The sequence below is a fragment of the Spirochaetia bacterium genome (assembly GCA_022482625.1).
Lineage (GTDB): Bacteria > Spirochaetota > Spirochaetia > Sphaerochaetales > Sphaerochaetaceae > Pleomorphochaeta.
On record JAKVOU010000001.1, the window covers coordinates 2,932,422 to 2,958,271 of the forward strand.

The 25,850-nt window shown below is 43.2% G+C and carries 24 protein-coding genes and 1 pseudogene; 20 read left to right on the top strand and 5 right to left on the bottom strand.

Translation table 11 applies throughout. The annotated features are described in order from the left end of the window. Positions 1-293: 293 nt before the first annotated feature. Positions 294-1,724, top strand: a complete 1,431-nt coding sequence (locus LKE40_13305) for a plasmid pRiA4b ORF-3 family protein (protein MCH3918408.1) — start codon at positions 294-296, stop codon at positions 1,722-1,724. A gap of 69 nt (positions 1,725-1,793) precedes the next feature. Here LKE40_13305 and LKE40_13310 read toward each other — a convergent pair whose 3' ends face one another. After that, entirely contained in the window at positions 1,794-2,663 is an 870-nt protein-coding gene (locus LKE40_13310; GenBank protein MCH3918409.1) for a fructosamine kinase family protein, read from the bottom strand. A 210-nt stretch (positions 2,664-2,873) separates the two neighbouring features. Here LKE40_13310 and LKE40_13315 point away from each other — a divergent pair, with 210 nt between their 5' ends. The 3 genes from LKE40_13315 to LKE40_13325 all read left to right on the top strand — a co-directional run bounded on the left by LKE40_13315 (position 2,874) and on the right by LKE40_13325 (position 4,294). Further along, positions 2,874-3,308 carry a low molecular weight phosphotyrosine protein phosphatase gene (locus tag LKE40_13315; protein ID MCH3918410.1) on the top strand — a complete coding sequence of 145 codons (435 nt, stop codon included), beginning with the start codon at positions 2,874-2,876 and terminating at the stop codon, positions 3,306-3,308. 161 nt (positions 3,309-3,469) lie between these two features. Continuing rightward, a complete protein-coding gene (nfsB, locus tag LKE40_13320) occupies positions 3,470-4,123 on the top strand; it encodes an oxygen-insensitive NAD(P)H nitroreductase (GenBank protein ID MCH3918411.1) in 654 nt (217 codons plus the stop codon). A 33-nt stretch (positions 4,124-4,156) separates the two neighbouring features. Next, positions 4,157-4,294: a hypothetical protein gene (locus tag LKE40_13325; GenBank protein MCH3918412.1), complete on the top strand. Its 138-nt coding sequence runs from the start codon at positions 4,157-4,159 to the stop codon at positions 4,292-4,294. Here LKE40_13325 and LKE40_13330 read toward each other — a convergent pair. Beyond that, positions 4,278-5,156, bottom strand: coding sequence for a substrate-binding domain-containing protein (locus LKE40_13330; GenBank protein MCH3918413.1), 879 nt, complete (start codon positions 5,154-5,156; stop codon positions 4,278-4,280). The genes LKE40_13325 and LKE40_13330 overlap by 17 nt on opposite strands. Before the next feature lie 501 nt (positions 5,157-5,657). Between LKE40_13330 and LKE40_13335 the strand changes: the two genes are divergently transcribed. The 10 genes from LKE40_13335 to LKE40_13380 all read left to right on the top strand — a co-directional run bounded on the left by LKE40_13335 (position 5,658) and on the right by LKE40_13380 (position 14,614). Then, the gene (locus LKE40_13335) at positions 5,658-6,380 is read left to right on the top strand and encodes an MgtC/SapB family protein (protein ID MCH3918414.1); all 723 of its coding nucleotides are present in this window, start codon (positions 5,658-5,660) and stop codon (positions 6,378-6,380) included. Positions 6,381-6,395: 15 nt separating this feature from the next. Beyond that, positions 6,396-7,085: an MgtC/SapB family protein gene (locus LKE40_13340; GenBank protein ID MCH3918415.1), complete on the top strand. Its 690-nt coding sequence runs from the start codon at positions 6,396-6,398 to the stop codon at positions 7,083-7,085. Positions 7,086-7,203: 118 nt separating this feature from the next. Continuing rightward, positions 7,204-8,034 carry a Cof-type HAD-IIB family hydrolase gene (locus LKE40_13345; GenBank protein MCH3918416.1) on the top strand — a complete coding sequence of 277 codons (831 nt, stop codon included), beginning with the start codon at positions 7,204-7,206 and terminating at the stop codon, positions 8,032-8,034. 181 nt (positions 8,035-8,215) lie between these two features. After that, entirely contained in the window at positions 8,216-9,223 is a 1,008-nt protein-coding gene (locus tag LKE40_13350) for a LacI family transcriptional regulator (protein MCH3918417.1), read from the top strand. Between the two features lie 53 nt (positions 9,224-9,276). Next, complete coding sequence (locus LKE40_13355) at positions 9,277-10,062, top strand: ABC transporter permease (protein ID MCH3918418.1); 786 nt, start codon at positions 9,277-9,279, stop codon at positions 10,060-10,062. After that, positions 10,055-10,828, top strand: coding sequence for an ABC transporter ATP-binding protein (locus tag LKE40_13360; protein MCH3918419.1), 774 nt, complete (start codon positions 10,055-10,057; stop codon positions 10,826-10,828). The genes LKE40_13355 and LKE40_13360 overlap by 8 nt, the downstream gene beginning before the upstream one ends. 56 nt (positions 10,829-10,884) lie before the next feature. Next, complete coding sequence (locus LKE40_13365; protein ID MCH3918420.1) at positions 10,885-11,934, top strand: ABC transporter substrate-binding protein; 1,050 nt, start codon at positions 10,885-10,887, stop codon at positions 11,932-11,934. A 12-nt stretch (positions 11,935-11,946) separates the two neighbouring features. Then, positions 11,947-12,738 carry an alpha/beta hydrolase gene (locus LKE40_13370; protein ID MCH3918421.1) on the top strand — a complete coding sequence of 264 codons (792 nt, stop codon included), beginning with the start codon at positions 11,947-11,949 and terminating at the stop codon, positions 12,736-12,738. Positions 12,739-12,748: 10 nt separating this feature from the next. After that, positions 12,749-13,675, top strand: coding sequence for a class II fructose-bisphosphate aldolase (locus tag LKE40_13375; protein ID MCH3918422.1), 927 nt, complete (start codon positions 12,749-12,751; stop codon positions 13,673-13,675). After that, entirely contained in the window at positions 13,676-14,614 is a 939-nt protein-coding gene (locus LKE40_13380) for a hexose kinase (GenBank protein MCH3918423.1), read from the top strand. 169 nt (positions 14,615-14,783) lie between these two features. Here the strand turns inward: LKE40_13380 and LKE40_13385 are convergent, their stop codons facing one another. Further along, entirely contained in the window at positions 14,784-15,545 is a 762-nt protein-coding gene (locus tag LKE40_13385; protein MCH3918424.1) for an EFR1 family ferrodoxin, read from the bottom strand. Positions 15,546-15,776: 231 nt separating this feature from the next. Between LKE40_13385 and LKE40_13390 the strand changes: the two genes are divergently transcribed. The 6 genes and pseudogenes from LKE40_13390 to LKE40_13415 all read left to right on the top strand — a co-directional run bounded on the left by LKE40_13390 (position 15,777) and on the right by LKE40_13415 (position 23,329). Continuing rightward, positions 15,777-16,256 (top strand): MarR family transcriptional regulator, encoded by a 480-nt coding sequence (locus tag LKE40_13390; protein MCH3918425.1) that lies wholly within the window; start codon positions 15,777-15,779, stop codon positions 16,254-16,256. A gap of 64 nt (positions 16,257-16,320) precedes the next feature. After that, positions 16,321-18,078: an ABC transporter ATP-binding protein/permease gene (locus LKE40_13395; GenBank protein ID MCH3918426.1), complete on the top strand. Its 1,758-nt coding sequence runs from the start codon at positions 16,321-16,323 to the stop codon at positions 18,076-18,078. After that, positions 18,075-19,928: an ABC transporter ATP-binding protein/permease gene (locus LKE40_13400; protein ID MCH3918427.1), complete on the top strand. Its 1,854-nt coding sequence runs from the start codon at positions 18,075-18,077 to the stop codon at positions 19,926-19,928. Before LKE40_13395 ends, LKE40_13400 begins: the two co-directional genes overlap by 4 nt. A gap of 260 nt (positions 19,929-20,188) precedes the next feature. After that, positions 20,189-20,659, top strand: a pseudogene (tnpA, locus tag LKE40_13405) (IS200/IS605 family transposase). A gap of 1,614 nt (positions 20,660-22,273) precedes the next feature. Continuing rightward, positions 22,274-22,582: an AAA family ATPase gene (locus tag LKE40_13410; protein MCH3918428.1), complete on the top strand. Its 309-nt coding sequence runs from the start codon at positions 22,274-22,276 to the stop codon at positions 22,580-22,582. A 39-nt stretch (positions 22,583-22,621) separates the two neighbouring features. Beyond that, positions 22,622-23,329: a DUF4143 domain-containing protein gene (locus tag LKE40_13415; protein ID MCH3918429.1), complete on the top strand. Its 708-nt coding sequence runs from the start codon at positions 22,622-22,624 to the stop codon at positions 23,327-23,329. A gap of 213 nt (positions 23,330-23,542) precedes the next feature. Here LKE40_13415 and LKE40_13420 read toward each other — a convergent pair whose 3' ends face one another. Together LKE40_13420 and phnE are read right to left on the bottom strand one after the other, a co-directional pair. Further along, positions 23,543-25,042: a bifunctional metallophosphatase/5'-nucleotidase gene (locus tag LKE40_13420; GenBank protein ID MCH3918430.1), complete on the bottom strand. Its 1,500-nt coding sequence runs from the start codon at positions 25,040-25,042 to the stop codon at positions 23,543-23,545. 2 nt (positions 25,043-25,044) lie between these two features. After that, the gene (gene phnE / locus LKE40_13425) at positions 25,045-25,848 is read right to left on the bottom strand and encodes a phosphonate ABC transporter, permease protein PhnE (GenBank protein MCH3918431.1); all 804 of its coding nucleotides are present in this window, start codon (positions 25,846-25,848) and stop codon (positions 25,045-25,047) included. Positions 25,849-25,850 lie beyond the last annotated feature (2 nt).

Sequence of the window (25,850 nt, forward strand, 5' to 3'; positions counted from 1 at the left end):
GACAGAATATAGAAAACGAAAAGGGAGTGATACTTGGCACTGGTGTAAGAATTGTAGTAATTGGCCTACATATAATTATGACACTCATGATGGCAAGCCTAACGATGGGGAACTTTGCGATGAGTGCAAAGGAAAAGAAAAAGCAGGGAATTGTAAATAAGTAAAGGATTTTATTTTGCTTGGTCCCTATTTAATTAATGCTTGAATATAGTTTTATTGAAGCCTTTTGACCTTATTTGTAAGTAATGCTATACTGTTTTTGTTTGGATTAACATTACAAGATAAGGAAAACTATGGGTACACCGATTAATTGTTTTCTTGACGAGGAATTGATTTCTAATGCCTGTAGCCTGTACGGTAAACTTAAGTCGGTCAAGAAGGTTGCCTCCGAATTCGGTCTTTCCATAGAAAAGACGAGGAAGATACTCATTACCGGCGGATTGTATAATACAAAGAAAAGCCGTAAGGTTGCAAAATTTCATGCTGAAGGACTTAGCAATGAAAAAATCGGGCGTAAGCTCAAGATGCAACCGAAAGTCGTTTCATCTTATCTACCCTATGAAAAGACAATGTATAATCTGGCAGTAAAAAGCGACAATGCAAAGCGCTGTGAGCTTTATCAGAAAAGATCCAAAACTGCTAGGAAACAGATGCACGAACTATGGGCAACACTGGAATCTTCTTCTGTACCAGCTACCCAGCGGCGGGAAGAACCTTTGTGGTGGCGGACCCGGTCACTTACGTGGACACCTGTAAAACTCCGTCTTTCATTGTCTGACGAAAGATTTACTACGGCCAATGGTTATAGCCCTTCCCAGCTTCACGACATCCGGTATGTCTTGAAAAGGTATGGCGGTTCTCCTGATGGTCATATACTTACAAGAGATATTATCGTTCCTTCAGATATTACGTTGCATTATCTTCATTATGTTATTCAGCGTGCTTTTGGTTGGCAAGGGAGACATAGACATAAATACTTCTTTTCCGATGAAGATTTTATGCGTATCGTTCAGGGAACTGCCACAGGTTGGGCTGCCTTGGTCGGCTGCCTTTTTGAATGTGACCAAAACTTTTATGACAGGAACTGCCTTGGTGACAATGATTTCGGAAGTGGCAGCATTCGCAGTTGGCAGAGAAAAAAATATACCGGACCATATGTATCGGGAGAATGGGTGGCAAGTCCTTTAGCCTGCAGGCGTATGTTTGAGCAACAGCATGTTGCTGATAGATTTTCTGAAAAGATACAGAAACCATTCAATGACTGCACTGCAGCGGAATTGCTAAGGGTCTCTGGTACTGATGTCAATGTACTGATGGAAAACCTAAGATTGGAAAATCTATTGGCAAAGGGAAATGATTTGTTGACAACGACCCTCAGCTTCAAAAAAGGACCCAGACCCATTACCAGAACCTTGTATTATATGTATGATTTTACTGATAGATGGACAGTCAAGGTCAGCCGGCCGCTTGACTGTGGAAAAGGTGTAAACGGAAAGTGGCGTCAAACCGCAGAGAACATACTTGCAAAGCAACATCGTGCAGTTTGCCTGACCAAACATGGACGGGTGGTCATAGATGATATCGGAGGATTAGAGGGTTTTACAACTTTTCTTGCCAGACTCAAAGTATATGGAAACAAACCTGTCAACAGTAAAGAATTGATAGATCAGGCAATTTCCAAGGGATGGCGAATAAGGGAACCTTCAGCAAGAAAGTTACTGTGATGTCGATAAGGACCAAAAGGGATTCCAACAGAAATCATCAACTGATCTACCTGATGGATAGACTTGGGATTATGTGTATTCCTTCAATATTGTCAGAACGCTTTGTCTATATGAACCTCCAAAAAGGTGCAAGTGGTTAAGCAAGTGATAGAGGTTATACAAATCTCTTCTTTCTTCATAGCCATACAGGCTGTTGATGGAACCGTATATATCATAGAAGGTCTGAGGCAGGCGTCCGAAAAGTTCACTCATGGCAATGTCTACCTCGTAATGTCCATAGTAACAAGCTGGGTCAAATAGATAGGGTCTATGGGCTGCACACATATAGTTGCCGCTCCATAGGTCTCCATGGAGTAGGGAAGGATGCTCTGGTTCTACAAGAAGATTATCAAGATGGTCCAGCAAGTAGGTGAAATTGCTAAGTTCTTTTTTATCGAACCATTTTTCATTCAGCTTGATTTGGTAAGCAAGCCTATGTGTCCGGTAAAATTCAATCCAGGAATTTTCCCATCCGTTTGACTGGACGGTCCTGCCGCTGTTGTTGTCTTGGGAAAAACCGAAACGTTTTGTTGTAGTTGCATTGTGCATAGCTGCCAGTTCCGTGGCAAATTCCATATAGTAGCCTTTGTAGGGTGCTTGTTGCTGTAGAAATTCCATTGCCAGATATGCTGCATCAGCTACCGTACCGCAGCAATATACCTGAGGAATACCGACGGTATGAGTCTGTGCCATAAGATGTAATGCTGCTTCTTCCGAATGGAAGGAGCCGATGTTCTCTTTTCTGTTGACTTTGATGAAGAATTGCCTTCCATCTTCAAGACCAAGACGAAAACTTGAGTTGATATCACCGCCATAGACAGGTTCCATGCTACCTATGACAATCTTCTCTTCCAGTTTCTTTGTCAATTCTTTCTGTAATATATATTTGTTTATTTTCATTGGACATGTACCTTAGTCCTATGGTAACAGTAAAAAATATTTTATTAAATAACGCTTTTTTCAAATTATGTGATCCTGCCATGATTTTTAGCCTTTTGATTCTTCTTTCTGAATGGAATTTATGCGATTTGGAGCAACCCGAGACTTTGAATTGAAGGTTTTAGTACTACTGACTGGGAAAGTATTAAGTAAAATGTTACTATTCCTTTTATGAAGAAAATACTTTTTATTTGCCATGGAAATATATGCAGATCAACCATGGCAGAAGCTTTGTTCCGCCATCTTGCCCAAAAAGAAAAGTTTGACTGTAAAATTGCTTCAGCAGGAATAAGCGATGAAGAACATGGGAATCCTATACATCCTGGAACCTTGCGCCAGTTACGCAAGCATGCAGTACCTGTGTTGCCTCATCGTGCCCATAGAATTACTGATGATGAATTTGCCGATGCTGATCTTATCGTATGTATGGATGCTGAAAATATTCGTTACCTTAAGAGAAGGTTTGGCTCTTCAGAAAAAATACGGTTGCTTCTTGATAGAGAAATTGATGACCCGTGGTATACTGGTGATTTTGACAGTACATGGGATGATATCTTGGAGGGATGCACAAAGTTGATGCAGCAGCTGAGACAAGCGGCTGATTGAGCCCTTTGTACATCGGATAAGAAGACTGTTGATCTTTTGCTTTAATGCCTATTGATTTAGTATGATATTTTTGATATGTTTATATATGAACAGAAATGATACATGACGCAAGCATATGACAGATACAGAAAGCGTTGCCTTGTATCAGCAAGGAGAGCAAAATGGAACTACAAGAAGTATTACAGAGAAGATATGCCGTTAAGAAATTTGATGCTACGAAAAAACTGACACCGAAAGAAGAGACTGCAATCAAGGAACTGCTGAGATTCAGTCCTTCCAGTGTCAATATACAGCCATGGCATTTTATCATTGCATCTACCGAAGAAGGTAAGCAAAGAATTGCGAAAAGTACCGAAGGATCTTTTGCTTTCAATACTCCGAAGGTACTTGATGCTTCGCACGTAGTAGTTTTCAGTGCGAGGAAAGATGCTGATGAAGCTTTCCTTCTTCACTTGCTTGAAAAGGAAAATACTGACGGACGGTTTGCAAAGCCCGAATTCATGGAAGCCCAGAAAAGCGGACGTGCAGTTTTCGTTGGCAAGCATCGGACGGAACTGAATGATATGCCATCATGGCTGGCCAAGCAGGTATATCTGGATCTAGGAAGTTTCTTGTTGGGAGTGGCTGAGCTTGGTTTGGATGCAGTCCCGATGGAAGGTTTTGATCCTACGGTCCTGGATGCAGAATTCGGATTGGATGCCAAGGGTTTCACTTCATTGGCATTGGTAGCAGTCGGGCATAAAGGAGCGGATGATTTCAATGGAGCATTGCCGAAATCGAGACTGGATGAAAAAGAGATCATTGATATGGTTTGATATGGACTTATATGTTTTGAAAAGAACATATACATGACGGTAAGTAACGACATTGCTGTTGTTGCTTACCGTTCTTTATGCCAAACACTTCTTGGTTTCATGGAATTGCCAGGATCTCCAGCCGAAGCTGTCGAAACGAGACAAGGATTGGCAATCAGCAACTTTTCCTGACGATGAGACGTCCGGGTACTTCTATCTTTGCACGGCAGGAATCAGTACCCTCCATGAGCTGTATCAGACGCCTTGCAGCCATTTTTGCCATTTCACTGGTTTCTACATGGGCAGTGGTCATCATCGGATTGGAAAAACTTGTCCATGGAATATCATCAAAACCCGCAATACCGAAATCACCAGGGATATTGCGACCATCATTGTTAGCAGCATTCAGGAATCCGATGGCCATCGCATCATTGGTGAAAGTCACACCTAGACCTGCCGATTCCTTGCTTAGCATATGGTAAGCAAGGGCACCTGTTTTCAAAGTGCCGTCTTCCATGTTGATTATCCAGGGTTTTTTACCGGCTTGCTGCATTGCCTGTGTGTAGCCTGCCATTCTCTGATTGTTGTCATACCAGTCCTTCGGACCACTCAGATGAACAATCCTGTCATAACCTTTTTCCAGAAGGTGCTTTGTTACCAACATTTCCAGTTCCATATCATTTGCGACAATACTGTTGAATTTCCTGGAAGGAATATGATTTTCAAGTAGGACAATAGGCACACTGTATTTTTCAAATGATTCAATGACATCTGCAGGAATCGATTGACCTCTGAAGATAAAACCTCCGAACTCTGACGGTTTTATCGGAGAATTGTCAAAATCGACTTTTTGATCTACATAACCAAGAGGAATAGAAACAAGGGAATGCTTGTTGAATTCACTTTGGCAGCTGTGAATGGCATTTTGAAAAAAAATGTCATCCTGTTCATTTCCTCTTTTTCTTGCAACAATACCCACGAAATGAAATTTTTTATTTTCGTTTTTTCGTGGTGTATATGAAGTCTTGAATCCTTCCCGCTCAACCGCGTCCATGACGAGTCGCCTGGTCTGCTTTGATATGCCGGGGCGGTTGTTCAAGACTCTCGATATTGTCGAGGATGAGATGTTGATTTTTTCTGAAAACTCTTTAAGTGTCATTTGCAAGAATGATAGTCCTTACTCTTTGAAAAGGACAAGATATTTGCAAAATATTCACAAATTTCTAACAATTATCGGAGATTTTTCTATTTTGTTTCCATAATTTTTTCCAATTATTCTTTCATGAAAGTAACTGATATTGAGATTTACAGGGAAAAAGCAGATGTTGTCATCGGATCCTTTATTTACTTATATATTTGCTAAATACATTATAATTTATCAAGTATGAAGCTAGAATTGTCTTGCTAAAATTTTTTCATGCAACAATACTTGATAGTTTGTTCAAATAATGAAACATTTTTGTAGTTTTCGTATCTATTTCTTGACAATTGCCAGTATCGGTATCTATAATCATTTTTTACATACTTTGTCTTGTATTTGTGAAAGGAGGTAAAATTGCTCGCTCTTGGTTCTTTACGTGATAGTAACTTGCAGTCTTTGGCACTACGGCTGTTCCTTGGGTTTATTTTCAGTGGTACATTGGGGCTGTCGAGAAATATCAAACAACGTGCTGCAGGAATGCGCACGTATATATTGGTATGTACTGGGGCAATATTGACGATGGCGCTTTCGCAGTATGAATCTACCCTTGTGCTGACCAAATGGAGTGCAATACATGACCAACTGGGAGCAGGTATCGATTTAAGCAGATACGGGGCACAGGTAATCAACGGCATAGGTTTCCTTGGTGCCGGGACTATCATATTGACTGGATCAAGTACAGTAAAGGGAATTACCACTGCCGCAGGTCTCTGGGCTTCAGCTTGTATGGGACTTGCTCTGGGGGCAGGATTCTATGAAGGAGCTACCATCGGTTATCTGCTCATACTCAGTACGATAATCTTTGTTCCATCTATTGAAAACAAATTGTTACGTTATTCTCGGAATATGAACATCAAGATTGAGATTGATTCATTCAAGAATCTGAGGAAGGTGATTCAGAAAATCAAGAAGCTTGATATCAGCGTGCTTGATATGGTCATAGACGTCAATTCATCGGTTCCCAATGCCATTCCTTCTGCAATACTCTATCTGAGGACCAACAAAAGGGCAGATCATAGATCTATTGTCATGGAAATGTCTGAATTCGATGAGATATACAAGATAAATGAAATATAAGGGAGAAAAGTGACTATGATATTTGAGAATTTGAGAGACTTCACCTTATATTCGGCTGCTATCCGCTTGGTCTCTGCCATGGTATGTGGCGGAATGATCGGAGTTGAACGTGAATTCAAGAAACGTCCGGCAGGCTTCAGGACCCATATGCTGATTTGCATTGGTTCTGCATTGACGACGTTGACAAGCCAATATATCTATGTATATCTGAAACTGTTTACGGATCTTGCACGTCTAGGAGCACAGGTCGTTGCTGGTATGGGCTTCATCGGTGCAGGGACTATAATCATAACAAGGAAAAACAACGTCAAAGGGCTGACTACCGCAGCAGGACTGTGGACGACTGCAATAATAGGGTTGTGTCTCGGTGCAGGTTATTTTGAAGGTGGATTCCTCGGAACTGCAATTGTATTGTTTGCCGAATTGGTCCTGTCAAAGATTGAATATCGCCGGTTCAAGGCTTATAGAGAAACCATTCTGTATGTTGAAACTGATAGGAAAGGGATACTTAAGCAGGTGGTTGAAAAGCTTGAACAAAACGGGACCAAGGTAGTTGATATCCAGATGAACGGAAAGAATAAAAAGCATGTTACGAGGACTTTCCTTACGATCAGGCAAAGCCGGACTGATGAAGTAGCCAAGCTTGAACAATGCATCAGGGGCATCGAAGGTGTGCTTTTTGCGGAAACATTGTCTGATAACTGAAGCTGATTCCATGGCTTTATCTGTTTTATTGTTTGCACAATTGATATGAGGATAGAAATTTAGTTTGGATTTCTGGTAATTGTTTCTGCTTACTTGCCTAAAGCAGAAGGATGTTTTTATGAAAAAAGTGTCATTGATTGCTACAGACATTGATAATACCTTGCTTACAAGGGAAAAAGAACTTACACCTCGGACTTGCAAGGCAATACAGGCTGCTGTGGCAAATGGAATTCATATTTGCTTTACCAGTGGGAGGGCTCCCTTTGCATTGGATTTCCTTCAGAAAGAAATCGGTGCGAACATACTGCTTGGATGCTACAGCGGTGGCATGACATTGGATAATGGGCACAAAGTGGGGTCCCACCCATTGGAGTATGCGTCGATACGGGAAATCCTAAAGATTACAAGAAGCCTGCAATGCAGTGTTTTGGCCTATTCTACTGATGATTGTTTCAGTGAGAAAAGTGGCTATTGGGAAAAATATGAATCGAGGATTACAGGGCATAAGACAAAGCTTGTTGACTTCGAAAGCTTGATTGACGACTTTGAAAGGACCGATGAGCCGATTTATAAATTGTTGCTGATGGACAGGGAAGAAAAGCAACTTGATGAAACCATCGGGATCATAAAATCTTCTGGTATACATGTCAGTCAGCTTAAATCTTCTCCATATTTTGATGAGATCAATCCCCCAGATGTAAGCAAGGCTGTTGCCTTGCAGGATATGTGTGCCTATTTTGGCATTCAGCTAGATGAAACTGTTGCCTTCGGTGATTATTACAATGATATCGATATTTTCAAAGTTGCCGGACACTCCTTTGCGATGTTGAATGCTCCTGATGAAGTCAAGTGTCATGCTACCGATGTAACGGCCTATGACTGTGACCATGATGGTCTTGCATATGAAATTGAGAGGTTGATCGAAGGAACCTGTAGGCAATCGGTGTAAATATACCTGATTGAGAGGTACATTTCAAATTTTGCTGCTATTTGGTTCATGCAAAAAAATAATTGAAAATTTTTCTTGACAAACTGTAGAAGCGTGATAATCTACACCAGATAGGAAACGTTTTCTATTAATTTTTTTGAACTCCATAGAAAACGTTATCTATACAGCAGGAACCGATACTATGAAGAAGATAACAATCAAAGACATAGCTGTTGAAGCAGGAGTTTCCATTACTACGGTTTCACGGGTAATCAATGGAAACTATCCTGTAAGTGATGGTGTCAAAGATAAGGTACGCAGGGTTATGCAGGAGATGGATTACCATCCGAATGCCATTGCCAGAAGCCTGCGGAGCAATCGGACCAATCTCATTGCATTGGTCATTGCTGATTTATCCAACCGTTTTTTCATGGAGATAGCAAAAGGGCTCGAATATGAGATTTCTTCATTGGGTTATCAGTTGCTGATTGCCAGTTCCGGAGGTGAACCGGCAAAGGAAAAGAAGATAATCAACGCCTTGATTGAGAAGCAGATTGACGGACTTGTCGTTGCCTCTTCAGGTGGCAATACAAGGGAATTGCAGAAATGTCTTGCTTTTGATATTCCCCTTGTGCTGATTGACCGACCTGTAGAAGGCATACGGACCGATCAGATACTATGGAATGATTTTGAGGCTTCATATCAACTTACTGATCTGTTGATAAAAAAGGGCCATCGGAAGATTGCAATCGTAAATGTTACACTTTCCAATCCGACAGGACGCAATCGTCTGGCGGCCTTCAAAAAAGCCTTGGAAGATGCTTCTGTTGAGATTGATGACAGATATATCAGCGCATCAAACTTCAATAGGGACGAGGCCTATGCGTTTGTGTACGACCTGATGAGCAAACCCAATCCGCCGACAGCATTTTTCTGTGTTAACAATATCATGCTTGAGGGTACGTTGCAGGCTCTCAAGGACTTGGGTAGCAGGATTTATGAGGATGTGTCAATTGTTGTTTTCGGTGATGCTGAATGTAACAGATATATCAGCCCCAAGATAACCGTTGCTTATCAGGACAGCCTTCTTATGGGACGGAATGCCGGCATACTCTTAAGCCACAGACTGGAAGGTAAGGATGGGTTTTCTGTTTCACAGTTGGTATTGGATGCACCGATACATGAGGGGGGATCGGTCAGGTCGCTCTGACCTGTTTTTTTGTTGGCATAGAAAACGTTTGCTATAGTAATAAGGAGAATAAATTGAACAATTTCAAGCTTCAGCATAAAAGGTTGTACTCAACACTTTGCTTGCTGCTGTCAATTGCGGTAGCCCTGCTGCTGTGGAGTGGCATATCTTCGATTCACAGTATAAGTTCAGTAATTGTCGGCCCCAAGGCTGTATTTCATTCCTTGGTCACCAACAGTGCATCGGGTTACCTTTGGATACAGGTACGTGACAGCTTATTCCGGGTCATTGTAGGATTTTTCCTAGGCTTTGTCTTTGCTATTCCTGTTGCTTTCCTTCTGGGATGGTATGAGGGATTCCGCACAATCGTTGAACCATGGATCCAATTCCTGAGGACCATTCCACCGATTGCCTTGATCCCATTGGTCATTGCCTTGTTCGGTATAGGAACAAGTGCCAAGGTTGCCATCATTTTCTTTGCAGTATTCCTTACGATGGTCGTTACCATCTACCAGGGGGTAAAGAATGTCGATGTTACTCTGATCAAGGCCGCACGGGTATTTGATGCTTCGGATTCACAGATTTTCATCCATGTGGTAGTCCCTGCCACTATTCCATACATCTTTACCGGCGTACGACTTGGACTGGCTTCTGCATTGACGACCCTTGTTGCCGCAGAACTTACAGGGTCGGCTACCGGCTTGGGGACAATGATACAGCAGGCCGGTATGTATTTCCGTATGGATGTGGTGCTTATGGGAATTGTAGTCATAGGTATCATCGGTTTCCTTCTGGATAAGCTTGTGCTGTTCTTGGAAGTGAAGTTTACATCATGGCAGGAGGTGAGGGACAATGCCTGAAATTGAAGTAATCGACGTAACAAAATCCTATGAGACAAAGAACGGGCCATTTCTTGCTTTGTCCCCAGTAAGCTTTTCCATCGAAAAGAATGAGTTCATCTGTGTAATCGGGCCTTCCGGATGCGGCAAGACGACGCTTTTGAGTATGATTGCCGGTTTGTCAAGACCGTCATCAGGCACCATCAAGGTGCATGATGAGGCTGTGACTGGTCCTGGTAAAGGCAAGGGAGTCGTTTTCCAGCAGTATGCGTTGTATCCATGGCTTACGGTACTGGAAAACGTCGGATTCGGTCTCAAGCTGAAGAATGTGAAAAAGGATGAACGTGAAGCCATAGCACGCAAATATATCAATATCGTCGGCCTTGATAAATTTGTAGATTCCTTTCCCAAGGAACTGTCCGGCGGTATGAAGCAGCGCGTTGCACTTGCCCGTGCGTATGCAACAAATCCAGATGTATTGCTGATGGATGAACCTTTCGGTGCCCTGGATGCCCAGACAAGGGCCCAATTGCAGGAAAACCTGTTGGAGACATGGCAGCAGGAACGCAAGACCTGTTTCTTCATTACACATGATGTCGATGAAGCTGTATTGCTTGCTACCAAGGTAATCATAATGAGTGCAGGTCCTGGACGTGTCCGCGAAATCATGCCGATTGATTTGCCTTATCCACGGAATCAAGAAACCAAGCTTACTTCCAGATATAACGAAATCAAGAACAATATCTGGAACAAGGTATATAAGGAATATCTTGAAACTGCCAAATAAAACCTGCCAGACAGGTTGTAAATATACTATTGAAATCAAACAAACGGAGGAAAAGAATGAGAAAGATTTCAAGATTGGCTTTGACTATGGGTATGCTGGCACTGCTGGCTCCCGTTACATCTGTTTTTGCCCAAGGACAGAATGAAAATGCATCGGCATCTGCATCTGCCCAACCGCAGAAAACGACCATCAAGGTTGCATATCACCCGCACGTTACCGGGGCTGGTGGGCTGCTCAATGCCATTGACAACAAGTATTTTGACCAAGAGAACCTGAATGTTCAGCTGGTCCAGTTCACTTCCGGTGCAACCGAACTTGCCGCTATGTCTTCAGGAGACATCGACTTCGGCTACCTTGGCGTCGGTGCCCATGTCTTTGCTCCGCAGGGACAGTGTGTCATCTTGGCATTGGATAGCACTGACCTCAGCGGTGAGATATTGACACGTGCCGACAGCGGAATAAAGTCCATGCAGGATCTGAAAGGAAAGAATGTTGCGATTTCTGCAGGAACTACTTCTGAATTGGTACTGTCCATGGCTTTGCAGCTCAACGGCATGAAGAAAACCGATGTCAACCTGATCAATATGGATGCTTCAGGAAAAGTGACTTCGTTCATGACCGGCAAGATCGATGCGATTTCCATTGAAGCACCGTATACTGACCAAATCAGAAAGGAAATGGGAGCTTCGAATGTCATTACATTGTCCGGTTCCAAGGATTTCCTGCCGAAGGCTGTGTTTACCAACAGTTGGGTAACTACAAAGAAGTTCCTTGACAAGGATCCTGATGTTGTGGTCAGGTTCCTTAGGGCTTGGCTGAAAGGTACCCAGGACAGATACGATGACATGGATGGTACCGTAAGGAAAGTTGCAAAGTACATCAATACTGACTACGATACTGCCCATCTTGTCGTCGACAAGACAAACTGGATCAGCAACTCACAGCTGAAGAAACTTGTAGATGATGGTACTGCCATGCAATGGTACGCAACCATGAATAAAATGTTCCTTGATGCCGGGCTGTTGGATGCCAAGTATGATGTTGCCCCTGAAAACTATGTCAAGTTTGATTATTTGAAACAGGCAATGAAAGACAACGGGGTATAGTAACCAATGAACATGGAAGAAGGCTGCACTACCTTTGTGAGGAACTATCCTGTTACCTGCTCTGATGGGCATGTCGTCCGATGTGATATTTTCCAGGCCCCGGTAGGTAATGAAAAGCATCCGGCTCTAGTGTTTATCCATGGAGGTGGTTTCATCGGAGGTGACAAGGATCAATTCCTGTGGGCAGCTTCCTTCCTTACTTTGAAACTTGGGATTACCTGTGTATCAGTCCAATATAGGACTGATGCACCATATCCTGCGGCAGTATTGGACTGTGTCGAAGTGTTTGGATGGCTAGCAGGACAAAGCAAAGAACTTGGAATTGATGAAGCAAGGATCTGTTGTGTCGGTGGATCTCCTGGCGCAAACATAATGTTGCTGTCAATGCAGGAAGACTGGAGGAAAACACACTGTACGCAGGTACAGAAAGACATGTATGTTCCTACAGCTTGCATTGCTCTCAATGGTATTTTCTTTCTTCCGTCCTTCTGGAAAAGAAATCCGGAAGAAAGGAAATCCCTGAAACAGTACTTTGCGGCAAGTGGGCAGGATCTGGAAATCTTATTGCAGGATGCTTCACCTCTTTTGCGTCATTGCCAAGGAAAACGGGTATTGTTGCTCCATGGTGAGGAAGATGAGATAGTTCCCCTGCAGGATTGCAAGGCCATGAAGGATAAGTTGCTCGCTGATGGAAATCAAGCAGAACTATCTGTCTTTTTGCATGAACCTCATGCCTGGTTCAATGCATATGCAAAGCAATTTTCGGTATTGGAAAGAATGGAAGAATTTATCAGGCAACTATAGGAGAAAGGAAATGTCATTAAGCAATCCGAAGGAAATGTACAGGAATGCAATTGAAGGTCATTATGCATTGGGAGCTTTCAATGTCTTTTCATTGGAATCGATACAGGCGGTCCTTGATGCGGCTGAAAACCAAAAATCACCGGTAATCCTGCAAGTATCAATGGGTGCAAGAAAATATGTCAAGGATTTTCACCTGTTTGTGCATACGATGAAGAATTATGCAGACCATTGTGCGGTTCCTGTATTTATCCAGCATGACCACTGCACTACAGAAGAAGCTTGTTTCGAAGCTATTGATGCCGGTGTCCAGTCTGTGATGTTTGATGGATCCCATCTTGCCTATGATGATAATCTTAAAAAAACTTCAGAAGTCGTCGCGTATGCCCACAAAAGAGGTGTATGGGTAGAAGCTGAACTTGGCCGCATTCCTGGATTTGAAGACTTGGTTTTTGCTGAAAGTGATGAGTACACTGATCCCGAAATGGCACATGGATTCATTGCTGCTACCGGTTGTGATGCTCTTGCCGTTTCTGTAGGTACTTCCCATGGCGGTGTAGAAGCGGAAGGATATCTTCCCATGCAGTTTGATCTGCTGCGGCAGATTGTTTCCTTGACTCCTGACTATCCGTTTGTCCTTCATGGTGGCGCTTCCTTGCCTCCTGAACTGATTGCGGAGTGCAACAAGGTTGGCGGCAAGGTGGAGTATCTGCGCAACTGCAGTGAAAAGGATGTTTCTATGGCTGTCGACATCGGTATACATAAAGTCAACATGGATGTTGATAATTTCTTGGTATTTACGACGGCAATCAGAAAGTTTTTCTTGGAAAAACCTTCGATTTATGACCCTCGTAAATATCTGGTAGGAGCCAGGGCCGCTTTCCAGGCGGAAGTGGAACATAAATTCCAAGATGTCCTCCATAGTGCAGGAAGAAGATAGATGGTCAAGATACTTTGTCTCAATCCTACGGTTGATAGGATATACTATATCGATGACTTTCATGATGGTGCCCAATTCCATGGGACTGTGCCTCAGGTATTTGCCGGTGGCAAGGGCGTAAACATTGCCAGGGTCCTGCATTATCTAGGGCAACCAAGCACATTGTATTGTTTCTTGGGTGGCATGAACGGTAATTTTGTTTCCATGGAACTTCAAGACCTGTCCACTGAATTGAAGACATTTCCCTTTACGGGGGAAACCCGGACGACAATCAATGTCATTGACAACAGGAACAGGAAGGAAACCGAAATTACTGAAGCTGGTGTAATAATCGATGCAGAAGCCCAGGAACAGTTCCTTACGGCATTGAAGTCAGAATTGAAAAGAGATGATCTTGTCATTTGCTCAGGTCTGCCGATGAACGGCATGAGCAATGATATCTATAGGCAGGTCAGTGATATCTGTGCAGCAAAAGGCAGCCTCTGTGCCATTGATGCAAACCAACGCTACTTTCAGTCAGCTTTTCCAGGTAACTACTTCTTTGCAAAACCTAACAAGAATGAATTGGCCCAATTGTTTGGCAAGACAGGTGACCTTACACGTAAGGAAACTATTTATTTAGCCAAGCAGATGCTCGGCTGGGGGGTGAAGAATGTATTGGTCTCTCTTGGTGCTGACGGTGGTATCTTCATAAATGATGAACATGTCTATGCGATTACGGTTCCTGACAAAAGGGTAATATCGACCATCGGAAGTGGTGATGCGACCGTCGCAGGATTTTGCTTCGGGTATATGCACGGGTTGTCCATCGAGGATACACTCGCGTTCAGTATGTCCTGTGGCATTTCAAATGCCATGCACAACCAAGTCGGATTCGTAAAGACAGATGAAGTAGCCCAGCTACGTGCACAGATCCTGCTTAGGGAAATAAAAGGTTAGTTGGACCTGTTTCAGGTCCTGCACTCGTACAATTCCTAATGAAACAGATAGAAAAACGGTTCCAATGAATGCTGTCAGGTGAAGGAATATGGTTGCAGGACTGTAGGAAACCGAAGCTCAATGGAGATGGTGCAAAGACATAGCCGGCAGGATCTGTGATCTTCCTCGGTTACGATAGCGTATCTGGGTGCGTATATTGTCCATGTTTTTGGGTATTCTTTCCATATTGAATTGCAAATTTGGGGCATCTGTGCAGACAACCCAGACAGATGGCACATGTATCTTTTATCCAGACAGGCTTTGCCTGTTGCATTTCAATTGCATGCACAGGACAGTTTGCTGCACATTTTCCACATCCTATGCAAGCGTCAGTTACTGAAAAGTGTTTTGTTTTTCTTTCTCCTTCATATAGGTAGTACGCAATTTTTGTAACAGGAAGAGGTGTCTTGTAGTGCAGGAAATCACCAGTTGCCTTATTGCTCATTTTTTTGATGATTTCATCAATCTGCATTTCTGCTTTATCATTGGTTCGTTTTATTTTTTCCTTGTTGCTCAAGTCAAAGACAGGGGTCCATGTATCCGGCATCTTGACTCCGAACTTTGCATTGACAAGGTATCCCTTTTTTTGCATATACTTGTTGGCAAGATGGCCGGTTCCTCCTGGGGTTACCCCGTATGTTGCGATGAAGCAGACATACGTTTTTCCATTTGTAGTCAATGAAAATCTGTTGAGAAAGTCCCTGACTATGGTTGGAAAACCCAAATAGTATACAGGAGATATGATACTTAGATATTCACCTGGAGATAATTCAAATGAATATTCCTCATGCTGCATGCAGTCAGGAATCGACACTGTCCTGTCATTGAATGCAGTTGCAATTCTGGTCGCTACATATTTTGAATTGCCGGTTGCTGTAAAATACAAAACCATAAGCTTATATCCTCCTTAGTTCTATGTTAGCAGGGTATTCTTACTTTATACATACTTTGTATGGATAAATCCCGCTGTTTCTGCAATGAATCTGCAGATCAAGTCATTGGATTTTTCTTTTCTGTTTTCATGAGGTGTTTTCCTGTCTGTGCTTGACTATTGGATTTCTGTTGGTTATATTCAGTTTGCCGGCTAATTATTAGCCGTAAAATTATTGTGAGTTGGCATAGAATGAAAACAGAAGACATGACGATTGAAGAATTGGCCAGGACTGTGTTCCATATGCACGGGCACCTGATCAAGAAAGAATTTGAGACACGGGACATTACGAGGGTGAGCCATCCTCATATGTTGTTCATGCTCAGGTTCAGGTCAAAGAACAGTCAGGGGTTGTCTCAGAAGGATATTGCGGACCGACTCGGTGTCAGTACGCCGACGGTGGCTATATCCGTGAAGCGGATGGAGAAATCCGGGCTGCTTTGCAAAATTCCTGATGAACATGACCATAGGTATAATCTTATAAGTCTTACGGAAAAAGGACGTAGGCTCACTGATGAAGCAATTGAAGCTTTCGATAGCATTGATAGGGAAATTTTCAATGATTTCTCGCCTGAGGATATCGCTCAGCTCAAGAGGTTGCTTATTCATCTCATGCGTAATATGGAAAAACAGGGGATACGATCTCCTGAGCAACTTAGGACAGACAACTGATCTCTTTTGATACCGATGGCCTCCATAAGGGAAATATCCGTCGGACAGGTTAACAATCCAAAATATGTTTAAATTATTGAAATATCTGAGCAAGCGGCAGTGGCTGATGATCTGCATCAGTATCTTATGTATTGTCGCACAGGTCTTCCTTGACCTGACACTTCCGGGATACATGGCAGACATTACGAAACTTGTGGAAACAGAAGGTAGCCATGTACCACAGATTCTGAATGCAGGTAGCCGAATGCTACTGTGCGCTTTGGGAAGCTTCATATCGGCAATATGTGTAATAGGGCTTTCGTCCCGTATCGCTGCCGGTTTTTCCAAGAAACTACGGGAATTGCAGTTCAACCAAGTTGAATCATTTTCGATGGAAGAAATCAACAGATTTTCCACTGCAAGTCTGATTACGCGCTCGACAAATGATGTCACGCAGGTGCAGATGATCATTGCCTTTGGCCTGCAGGCATTGGTAAAAGCACCTATAATGGCGACGTGGGCCATCGTGAAGATAGCGGGAAAGGGTGTGCAATGGACAATGGCAACGGCAGTCGCCGTCTTGGTACTCGTCCTGATGATAGGTATCATGGTAACATTTGCAGTACCTAAATTCAAGAAAGTGCAGGGGTTGACCGATAATCTCAATCGTGTGACCAGAGAAAATCTTACTGGACTGGCAGTGGTAAGAGCTTATAATGCAGAATCTTATCAACAGGAAAAGTTTGAGAAGGCAAATACGGAACTTACTGATACCAATCAGTTCATCTATAGGATCATGGCCATGATGCAACCAGGTATGTCGGCAATCATGAGTGGCTTGAGCCTTTCCATCTATTGGATAGGGGCCTTTCTGATAAACGCCGCTTCAATGGCTGACAGAATTACTCTTTTTTCCAACATGGTGGTATTCATCAGTTATGCAGCACAAGTGGTCATGTCCTTTATGATGCTCAGTATGATTTTCCTTATGTTGCCCCGTGCTTCTGTTGCAGCAAAGCGAATACTTGAAGTCATAGAGACAAAACCGAAGTTGGTTGACGGGCAGGAACAGACAGGGTTGCAGGAAGAGAAAGGTGAGATTGAATTCAAGGATGTCAGCTTCCGTTATCCTGATGCATCAGGTTATGCTTTGCAGCATGTGAGTTTTGCTGCCCATAAGGGCGAAACTGTTGCCTTTATCGGTGCCACGGGCAGCGGCAAGACGACATTGGTCAATCTTGCCTTGCGATTTTATGATCCTACGGAAGGAAAGATACTTGTCGATGGCAAAGATTCACGTGCCTATACCCAGGAATCACTTCATGAAAAGTTTGGTTATGTGCCACAGAAATCAGTGATGTTCTCAGGAGATATTTCCTCCAATGTCGTCTATGGAGACAGCCGTGGTGGCAACCTGCAGCAGGATGCCATGGAAGAAGCAGTAGAAGTAGCACAAGCTGTTGATTTCGTCAATGCTGGACAGGGAGGCTTTGAACGGCATGTGGCACAGGGTGGCACCAATCTGTCCGGAGGACAGAAACAAAGGATTTCCATGGCGAGGGCTATCTACCGGGATGCTGAAATCTATGTATTTGATGATGCGCTTTCTGCCTTGGATTATCGGACAGACAGGTTGGTCCGTACTGCTTTGCGGGACAAGAAGCAAACGGCTACCATGTTGATCGTGGCACAGCGGATCGGAACGATACGGAATGCAGATCGGATCATTGTACTGGATAAAGGTAATGTAGTCGGTATCGGTACCCATGAAGAGCTGATGAAAGATTGTGCAATCTATCAGGAGATAGCACTTTCACAGCTTTCCAAGGAGGAATTGTCATGAGGGAAGAAAAAAATACTATCTCCACGAAGGGTGGAAAAGTACAGGCTAGGCCTGGTTTCCATGGTGGTTTCCAAGGTGGTGGAGAAAAGCCTGAAAATTTCAAGAAGACATGGGGTGAACTGATTGCCTACAGTAAGCCTCAGTTGCCGATTATCTTGGTTGCACTTCTCTGTGCAGCTATCGGAGCCCTGCTGTCTTTGGTCGGGCCTGGAAAACTGAGTGATATAACTGATTTGGTTACTACCGGCTTTGTTGCGGGCATAGACTTGGATGCAGTGGTCAAGATCTGCGTTTTCCTTGTTGTCGTTTATGTAGCCAGTTTTGTACTTTCGTTTGCCCAAGGCTTCATCTTGGCCACGGTAACACAGAAAATAACAAAAAAACTGCGTTCGGATGTTTCAAGAAAAATCAACAGTGTACCGATGTGGTACTACAACAGGATGTCCTATGGTGATGTGCTCAGCCGGGTTACCAATGATGTGGATGCCATCGGGCAGACATTGAACCAAAGTCTTGGAGTCTTTGTTTCTTCCCTGACGCTTTTCCTTGGATCCCTCGTCATGATGTTGCTTACCAATGTTATTCTGGCACTGTCGGCTCTTGTTTCTGTCATCATCGGCTTTGTCCTGATGATTCTGATCATGTCAAAATCCCAGAAGTACTTTCTTCAGCAACAACGGGATCTTGGAGCTATGAACGGACATATTGAAGAAACGTATTCAGGTCACGATGTAGTCAGAGCATACAATGCCATGGGAAAGGCCAAGGAGACTTTTGACCAAATAAACGGACAGCTTTGTGAAAGTGCATTCAAATCACAGTTTCTTTCAGGACTGATGCGCCCTGTCATGATGTTCATAGGAAATTTCGGTTATGTGACAGTCTGTGTCATCGGTTCGTTGCTTGCCATCAAAGGTCTCATTTCCTTCGGTGTCATTGTGGCTTTCATGATGTATGTGAGGTTCTTTACACAACCGCTTGCCCAGTTGGCCCAGGTTGCTACCAGTTTGCAATCGACTGCTGCAGCCAGTGAAAGAGTCTTTGAGTTCCTGCACCAGAAAAATATGGAAGATGAGTCAGGAAAGAAAGACCATATAGAGAATGTAAAAGGTGAAATAGAGTTCGACCATGTACGTTTCGGTTATGAAGATTCTGATACGACAGTTATCCATGATCTGTCATTGGAGGCAAAACCGGGACAGAAGGTTGCTATTGTCGGTCCGACTGGTGCCGGTAAGACAACGATTGTCAATCTTTTGATGCGTTTCCATGAGATTCAAAGTGGAAGAATACTTGTAGACGGGGTTCCGATTGACACATTGACAAGGGAAAATGTCCATGATTTGTTTTGCATGGTCCTTCAGGATACATGGTTGTTTGAAGGTACCATACGGGAGAACATAGTCTACAGCGGACCGCAGGTAAGTGATGATGAAATGGTTGCTGCCTGCAAGGCCGTAGGTATCCATCATTTTATCCAGACGCTTCCCAAGGGGTATGATACGGTCTTGACTGATGAATCCAGCTTGTCTGCAGGTCAAAGACAGCAACTGACTATTGCAAGGGCAATGGTGAGGCATGCTCCGATGCTGATTCTTGATGAGGCAACCAGTTCGGTGGATACCCGTACGGAACTGCTTATCCAACAAGCCATGGATAAGCTGATGGAAGGTCGGACGTCCTTTATCATTGCCCACCGTCTGTCAACGATAAAGAATGCGGATTTGATTTTGGTTTTGAAGGATGGAGATATCATCGAAAGTGGTACGCATCAGAAACTTCTGGAACAGAATGGTTTCTATGCCAGCCTGTATAACAGCCAGTTCGAGGATGGGGCCTATGCTTCATAAATTCATCGGCTAATATTTTTCTACATATGGGTTGATAGTGTCTATCTTTGACAGCTTTATTCCTTATATTGGCAGTACCTCCTGTGGTGCTGCCTTATTTTTATTTGTGGCTTTAGCCTGTAGTGGCCGTGTAACGGGCGCTACAGAAAACCACCCGCTATGCGGGTGGAAGTCAAGGGCGTTGCACGCTTGAAAAGAAAACTCCGCACGGTCTGAGATTTCGTCGTTCACTCGAAAGCAAAGACCATACGGAGGAAATGATGGCAGAAAGAAGCGACAGCCTTGCGCATACCAAGTGGCTGTGCAGGTACCATATAGTATTTGCACCCAAGTATAGGCGAAAGGTAATCTACAATCAATATCGGAGGAGCCTGGGGGAGATACTCAGGCAGCTGTGTGACCACAAGGGCGTGGAGATCCTTGAGGGGCACCTGATGAGCGACCACGTGCACATGCTGGTGAGCATACCGCCGAAGCTGTCGGTGTCCTCGTCCATGGGGTACCTGAAGGGGAAGGGTGCGCTGCTGATGTTCGAATAGCATGCGAACCTGAAGTACAAGTTCGGGAACCGGCATTTCTGGGCGACAGGCTACCAGGTGGGCACGGTGGGGCTGAACGAGGCGACGGTAAGGAAGTACATCCGCGAGCAGGAACTGAAGGACATAGTCCAGGACCGGCTGAGCGTGAAGGAGTACGAGGATCCGTTTGCAGGGGCGGGTAAGAAGAAGTAAGCCGCTTGGAGCGGCAGCGCGCGGTAGTGGCACCGGGGGCGATGAGCGGAGTGAATGCCCGGCGTCTTGAGGCGCGAGTCGGAGGAAGAGGCTTATAGCCTCAGATCAAACCACCCCTTCTAGGGGTGGTGCTGATTTATATACGTATGCGATATGATGTTTTTACAGGCTCCCATCAATTTTCAAAGCATACTTCAATGCAAGCCAGCATCTATGACTAAGTAATATTATCCATAGAAATTGGTATATGGCTTGTCAGGGCAAGGCCCATTTCCGTGGAGTCAAGTAATAATTTGTGGAGGATGTTTCATTGTTTTCAAATTCCTTGAAATTTTTATTAGGAAGTATGAGAGTTGAAAAGATTCATAACTGGAATTCGATTATCAGTAAAATAGAAACTATAAAACCATTGTGATTGATATAGTCGATGATGGTATCGCAACCTTAGCCAAAGTAGCAGGGTAAATATACTGTCAGCCATATCAGTTATGGTATCCCCATAAATGATATTGAAAGTATGTAACGCAGAAAATAAAGAAAGAATATGATACGTAAAATAGCAATTTGAATAAAAGGCTATTGCTACTTAAAAAGCAGAAACCACTAAGTTTTCCAAACAAGGAAATGCAGTATATCAATCCTCAAGAGGCAAACCTAATTCCTTGTGGAAATATTGCAGGCAAGAATATTGAAAACAAGGGTCAATCGGAATTCGTGGGTTCTTTTGGATACGGCGAACATGTCGAGTATAAGCAAGGACAAATTTTTCAAATTTATGCCCGATTTCATATTCATGCTGTTTAAGCATATTGAACTCATGCTGACGAATTGTTGTCGGAGAAGATTCTATGTATCGAGCTTTATCAGTAATGACGACGGCTTTTGTAAAATCCAACCCTGCTTCTGATCCATCTGCAATGAAAGAGTGAGTACTTGGAGTGATGAATATGGGAATGCAGTGGAGTAGCAAATGTTAATTCCAATACCAAACCACTGCGACATAATACGGTCGTGTTTGTTTTTGAAGAATTTCAGGACAAGTATCACCATAATCGCTATAAAATAAAGCAGTAAGCCGATTGAATTCCATTTGTCATTCCTAAAAATAACCCCCATCCTTCTGAAGGATAGGGGTAAATCCATTAAGCTTTCTTTTGATTAACGTGGTTGCGCTTTACAACCACCTCATCAATTGAGCTTTCTTTTGATTAACGTGGTTGCGCTCTACAACCATCAGCTATAAAGAATATAACACGAACGGTATGCAACGTAAAGAGAAACATAATGGTTGTTGTTATGATTTTCTTTCATGACTAGAGTCTTACAATTGTTTAAACAACTATTTTCAGGTGTTTTGTGATGGCATGAGAAATTTGTTTCAGAAATATATCCATCTGAATTGACCTTGACTAAAGATGGGATATGTTTTTTGTTATTGTCTAAAATATTTGAAGTAATTACTATTTACTATTATGAAATATGTTAAGTAGTAGTTACGTAATTGGCAAAACATATATCAAACGTACAGTGCGCTTGCAAGAAAAGCTTGCTTACAAATCCCAATTTCTATTAGGACCCAGACAAACAGGCAAAACTACCTACATACAACAAGAATTGAAAGACAGTGTCAGCCTGACATGGAACTTGCTTGATGGACGATTGAGGCTTCAAGCTCTGGCGGAACCAAGCCTGTTGCGTGAAGAAATTGAGGCCCGTGATTTACGGGATTGTATCGTCGTAATCGATGAGATTCAAAAAGTTCCCCAGTTGCTTGATGAAGTACATCTTTTGATTGAAGAACGGAACATACGTTTTCTTCTTACGGGATCCAGTGCAAGGAAACTACGTTCAGGAGGCGTGAATCTGCTTGGAGGTTGTGCCGGAAAAGTTATCATGCATCCTTTTGCCTATCCTGAGATTTAGTTTACAAAATATACACTTGAAAAAATATTTACTGCAGGATTGCTTCCTGTTTCCTTCTGCAGTGATAATCCGGAAGAAGTCCTTGCGGATTATGTTGATGTTTATCTTACTGAGGAAATACAGGCAGAAAGTGCTGCCCGTAAACTGCCGCAACTTTCTCGTTTTCTTACTGTTGCTGCATTATCAAATACCGAAATGCTCAATTTTACCAATATAGCAAATGATGTCGGTGTTTCCCGTCAATCTGTGGCAGGTTGGTATCAGATTCTTGTTGATACGTTGATAGGTTATAAACTTCCTTCATTCCAGAAAGGAAAAAAAAGAAAAACCTTCGGCATGCCGAAATTCTATTTTTTTGACACTGGTGTAGCGCGGGCATTACAGAATATATCAGTTCCTTCTCAAAACCAAAGCGAATATGGTAAGTTTTTTGAGCAGTATATCTTCATGGAATTGCGAGCATATCTTGATTATAGCCAAAGCAGGGCAATACTTAGCTATTGGAGGACTACCAGTAATCTTGAAGTTGATTTTGTTGTTGGGGAAAAAGTTGCCATTGAAACAAAAACCACCAAGCATACCAGTGGAAACGATTATAAGGGACTCAAGGCTTTCAGTACGGAAAGTCGGTGCGAGAGGTTTATTCTTGTTTGCCAGGAAGAGAGGCCTAGAAAACTTTCCATAGGTATTGAAATCATGCCATGGAAATACTTTTTGGATTTATTGTGGAAAGGTAAGATCTGTTAGAATTGTTGTCCCATGCTATTTTGCCGATGGGGACAAGATGGCATGCAGATGTATGATTTTATTTTTAGGTAAATAGCTTTATACATGATATATTCATAATTCTGATGATAAATAGTAATTGTTATTTACTATTATCATGATATTTGTTAAGTAGGATGTACGACTATACCTAAATTATCGCGATAACAATGTCCTGTAAGACAGGACATTGTATTACCAGATGACCTTGAGTCCGCTTTTTTCCCATGAGGCAAGGGTAGGGTGTGCCATCAGATAGGTAATGACCAGCTCCTGCAGGTCATCCTTGAAAGTCTGGATTACCTTGCAGCTCCTATAGACACCATAGCCGCCTGTTCCGCTTGCCCTATAGTCATTGAGGCAGAGTGTCAGCTTTTTCCCTTGCAGAGGTTCACCGTGGAATCTGATATCTGAAACCCTGTTGCCGATTGGCTTATGGATATCGATGGTGTAGTCAAGTCCCAGGAAGAAGTCATAGTTGTAATGCTCGACTTTCGGGGTGAGAAAACTTTGGCTGACTATGGGGATGCCATCCTTGAGGTCAAAGTACTGTGCGCATCTTTCAAGGACCTGCTTCAGTTCAGGCTCTCCTATTTCAACCTTCTTCAATGTATTGGGAAAAGGATAAGCTGCAATGACCTGCCTGATGGAAATCTGACCTTCCAGATGTTCAAGTCTGTTGCCGAGGGAGGTACAGGAAATATCTGCTTTTGAATATTCCAACTGGATATGGTTGATCAGATCAGCGAACCTTGAACCTTTTGTTGCACTTTCAATCTTGCTGGTAGGACAACTGGATTCTTCCAATGTACATACCGGTTCGGATAGCCACTTCTGTGTGGCATCTTCTACCTGCTGTAACCTTACCTTGCAGGCAGGATGCAGCGGAGCATGCGGAACTACAGACTTTCCTTCTATAGTGAGTCCTGATGTGTTTTTTTCAAAAGTAATTACACCATATTTAGTTGCGGAAGCCGGAAGTTGCATGACTTTTGTTCCAAAAAGATCTCTGAACGGAATATCCATGTGCTGATGTCCTGTAAGCAACAGGTCGTAGGAAAGTTCCTTGGCAATCCTGTATCCTACATTTTCCTTTGATTGTGAAAGTATGGCTCCGCTTTCAAGGTCAGCTTCAAACCCACCATGGTAAAGCAATACTTTTACATCACATTGCCCATCAAGGTCTGCAAGCAGTTCTTTTGCTGTCTGAAAGGCGTCATGGAAGACCAGTCCTTTTTTGTTCGTATCTGATTCCCAGACTTGCACATAGTCGGTCGTTATGCCTGCCAGACCGATTCTGAGACCGGAGGGTAGGGTATGTATTACATAGCGTTTTGCCTGTATACGGTTTTCACTATCTTCAATGTTGGCAAGAAGTACAGGGATACCGGTTTGCCGCAGATAGGAAGCCAGCACAGGGACTCCGAAGTTGAAATCATGGTTACCTGGTACAAGATAGTCATATTTTCCAGCTTTCAGGGTCGTAATCTGAGGATATAATCCATGTTTGCCTGCATAAATAGCCATAGGTGACCCCTGCAGGTTATCACCAAGGTCAATGAAAAGGCTGTTTTCATCCTTGTGGACTTCATTGATGATGGAGAGCAGCCCCATATCCTTGTGGCCATTTTCGATGTAATCGGTGTCAAACAGATAGCAATGCACATCTGTCGTATAGTAAATCCGTCCTTCCATTGCTATCCTCTGGCAAGTTTCTTCCTGAGATAGGTACTGAAGTATTCAACGGCAAGTACCAACACGATCAGACCAATGAGAATGGAACCGACTTCCGACCATCTGTAACTGCTCATGGCAAACAGCAAGGGAGCACCGATGCCTCCTGCGCCTACCAGACCCAGCACTGTAGCATCTCGTAGATTCATGTCGAACCTGTAGATGAAAGTCGATGCAAATGAAGGAAACAGCTGTGGGAAGATACCGAAACGGATCTTGTCGAATGTATTGCATCCGCTTGCATCCAAGGCTTCGATAATGCCAGGACTTACATCCTCAATGGTTTCGATATACATCTTTGATACCATTCCTATTGAGCAGAAGCTCATGGTCAGTAAACCAGCAAACGGGCCAGGGCCGGTTACCATGATGAACATAAGTCCATAGACGAATGAGGGTATGGTCCTGATTGCCATTACAAGTACCCTGACCAGAAAGGCGACCGGTTTGGGAACGATGTTGACTGCTCCGAGGAATGCAAACGGTATGGAGATGACGGCTCCTACTACCGTGCCCAAGAATGCTATGCAGACTGTTTCAAAGAGCAGGTAAGGTACTCCTGTCTTGGTAAAATTGAACAAGATGCTTCTTTCAGGATTGATGATACCCTTGAGAATATTGAGAGCTACCTTGCCTCCGTTGCTGCCGGTACCTGCACTGCTTGTTGCAGATGCTGACCAGGCAAGCAGGACAACCGCAATACAGATATACAGTAATTGTCTGACCAAGCTCCTAGGCTTTGCGTCATAGGTTTCAGCTATTGTCATGT

Coding starts and splice junctions, on each gene's coding strand:
- LKE40_13305 (MCH3918408.1), top strand. CDS start 294: ATGGGTACACCGATTAATTGTTTTCTTGACGAGGAATTGATTTCTAAT.
- LKE40_13310 (MCH3918409.1), bottom strand. CDS start 2,663: ATGAAAATAAACAAATATATATTACAGAAAGAATTGACAAAGAAACTG.
- LKE40_13315 (MCH3918410.1), top strand. CDS start 2,874: ATGAAGAAAATACTTTTTATTTGCCATGGAAATATATGCAGATCAACC.
- nfsB (MCH3918411.1), top strand. CDS start 3,470: ATGGAACTACAAGAAGTATTACAGAGAAGATATGCCGTTAAGAAATTT.
- LKE40_13325 (MCH3918412.1), top strand. CDS start 4,157: ATGACGGTAAGTAACGACATTGCTGTTGTTGCTTACCGTTCTTTATGC.
- LKE40_13330 (MCH3918413.1), bottom strand. CDS start 5,156: ATGGACGCGGTTGAGCGGGAAGGATTCAAGACTTCATATACACCACGA.
- LKE40_13340 (MCH3918415.1), top strand. CDS start 6,396: ATGATATTTGAGAATTTGAGAGACTTCACCTTATATTCGGCTGCTATC.
- LKE40_13345 (MCH3918416.1), top strand. CDS start 7,204: ATGAAAAAAGTGTCATTGATTGCTACAGACATTGATAATACCTTGCTT.
- LKE40_13350 (MCH3918417.1), top strand. CDS start 8,216: ATGAAGAAGATAACAATCAAAGACATAGCTGTTGAAGCAGGAGTTTCC.
- LKE40_13360 (MCH3918419.1), top strand. CDS start 10,055: ATGCCTGAAATTGAAGTAATCGACGTAACAAAATCCTATGAGACAAAG.
- LKE40_13365 (MCH3918420.1), top strand. CDS start 10,885: ATGAGAAAGATTTCAAGATTGGCTTTGACTATGGGTATGCTGGCACTG.
- LKE40_13370 (MCH3918421.1), top strand. CDS start 11,947: ATGGAAGAAGGCTGCACTACCTTTGTGAGGAACTATCCTGTTACCTGC.
- LKE40_13375 (MCH3918422.1), top strand. CDS start 12,749: ATGTCATTAAGCAATCCGAAGGAAATGTACAGGAATGCAATTGAAGGT.
- LKE40_13380 (MCH3918423.1), top strand. CDS start 13,676: ATGGTCAAGATACTTTGTCTCAATCCTACGGTTGATAGGATATACTAT.
- LKE40_13385 (MCH3918424.1), bottom strand. CDS start 15,545: ATGGTTTTGTATTTTACAGCAACCGGCAATTCAAAATATGTAGCGACC.
- LKE40_13390 (MCH3918425.1), top strand. CDS start 15,777: ATGAAAACAGAAGACATGACGATTGAAGAATTGGCCAGGACTGTGTTC.
- LKE40_13395 (MCH3918426.1), top strand. CDS start 16,321: ATGTTTAAATTATTGAAATATCTGAGCAAGCGGCAGTGGCTGATGATC.
- LKE40_13400 (MCH3918427.1), top strand. CDS start 18,075: ATGAGGGAAGAAAAAAATACTATCTCCACGAAGGGTGGAAAAGTACAG.
- LKE40_13420 (MCH3918430.1), bottom strand. CDS start 25,042: ATGGAAGGACGGATTTACTATACGACAGATGTGCATTGCTATCTGTTT.
- phnE (MCH3918431.1), bottom strand. CDS start 25,848: ATGACAATAGCTGAAACCTATGACGCAAAGCCTAGGAGCTTGGTCAGA.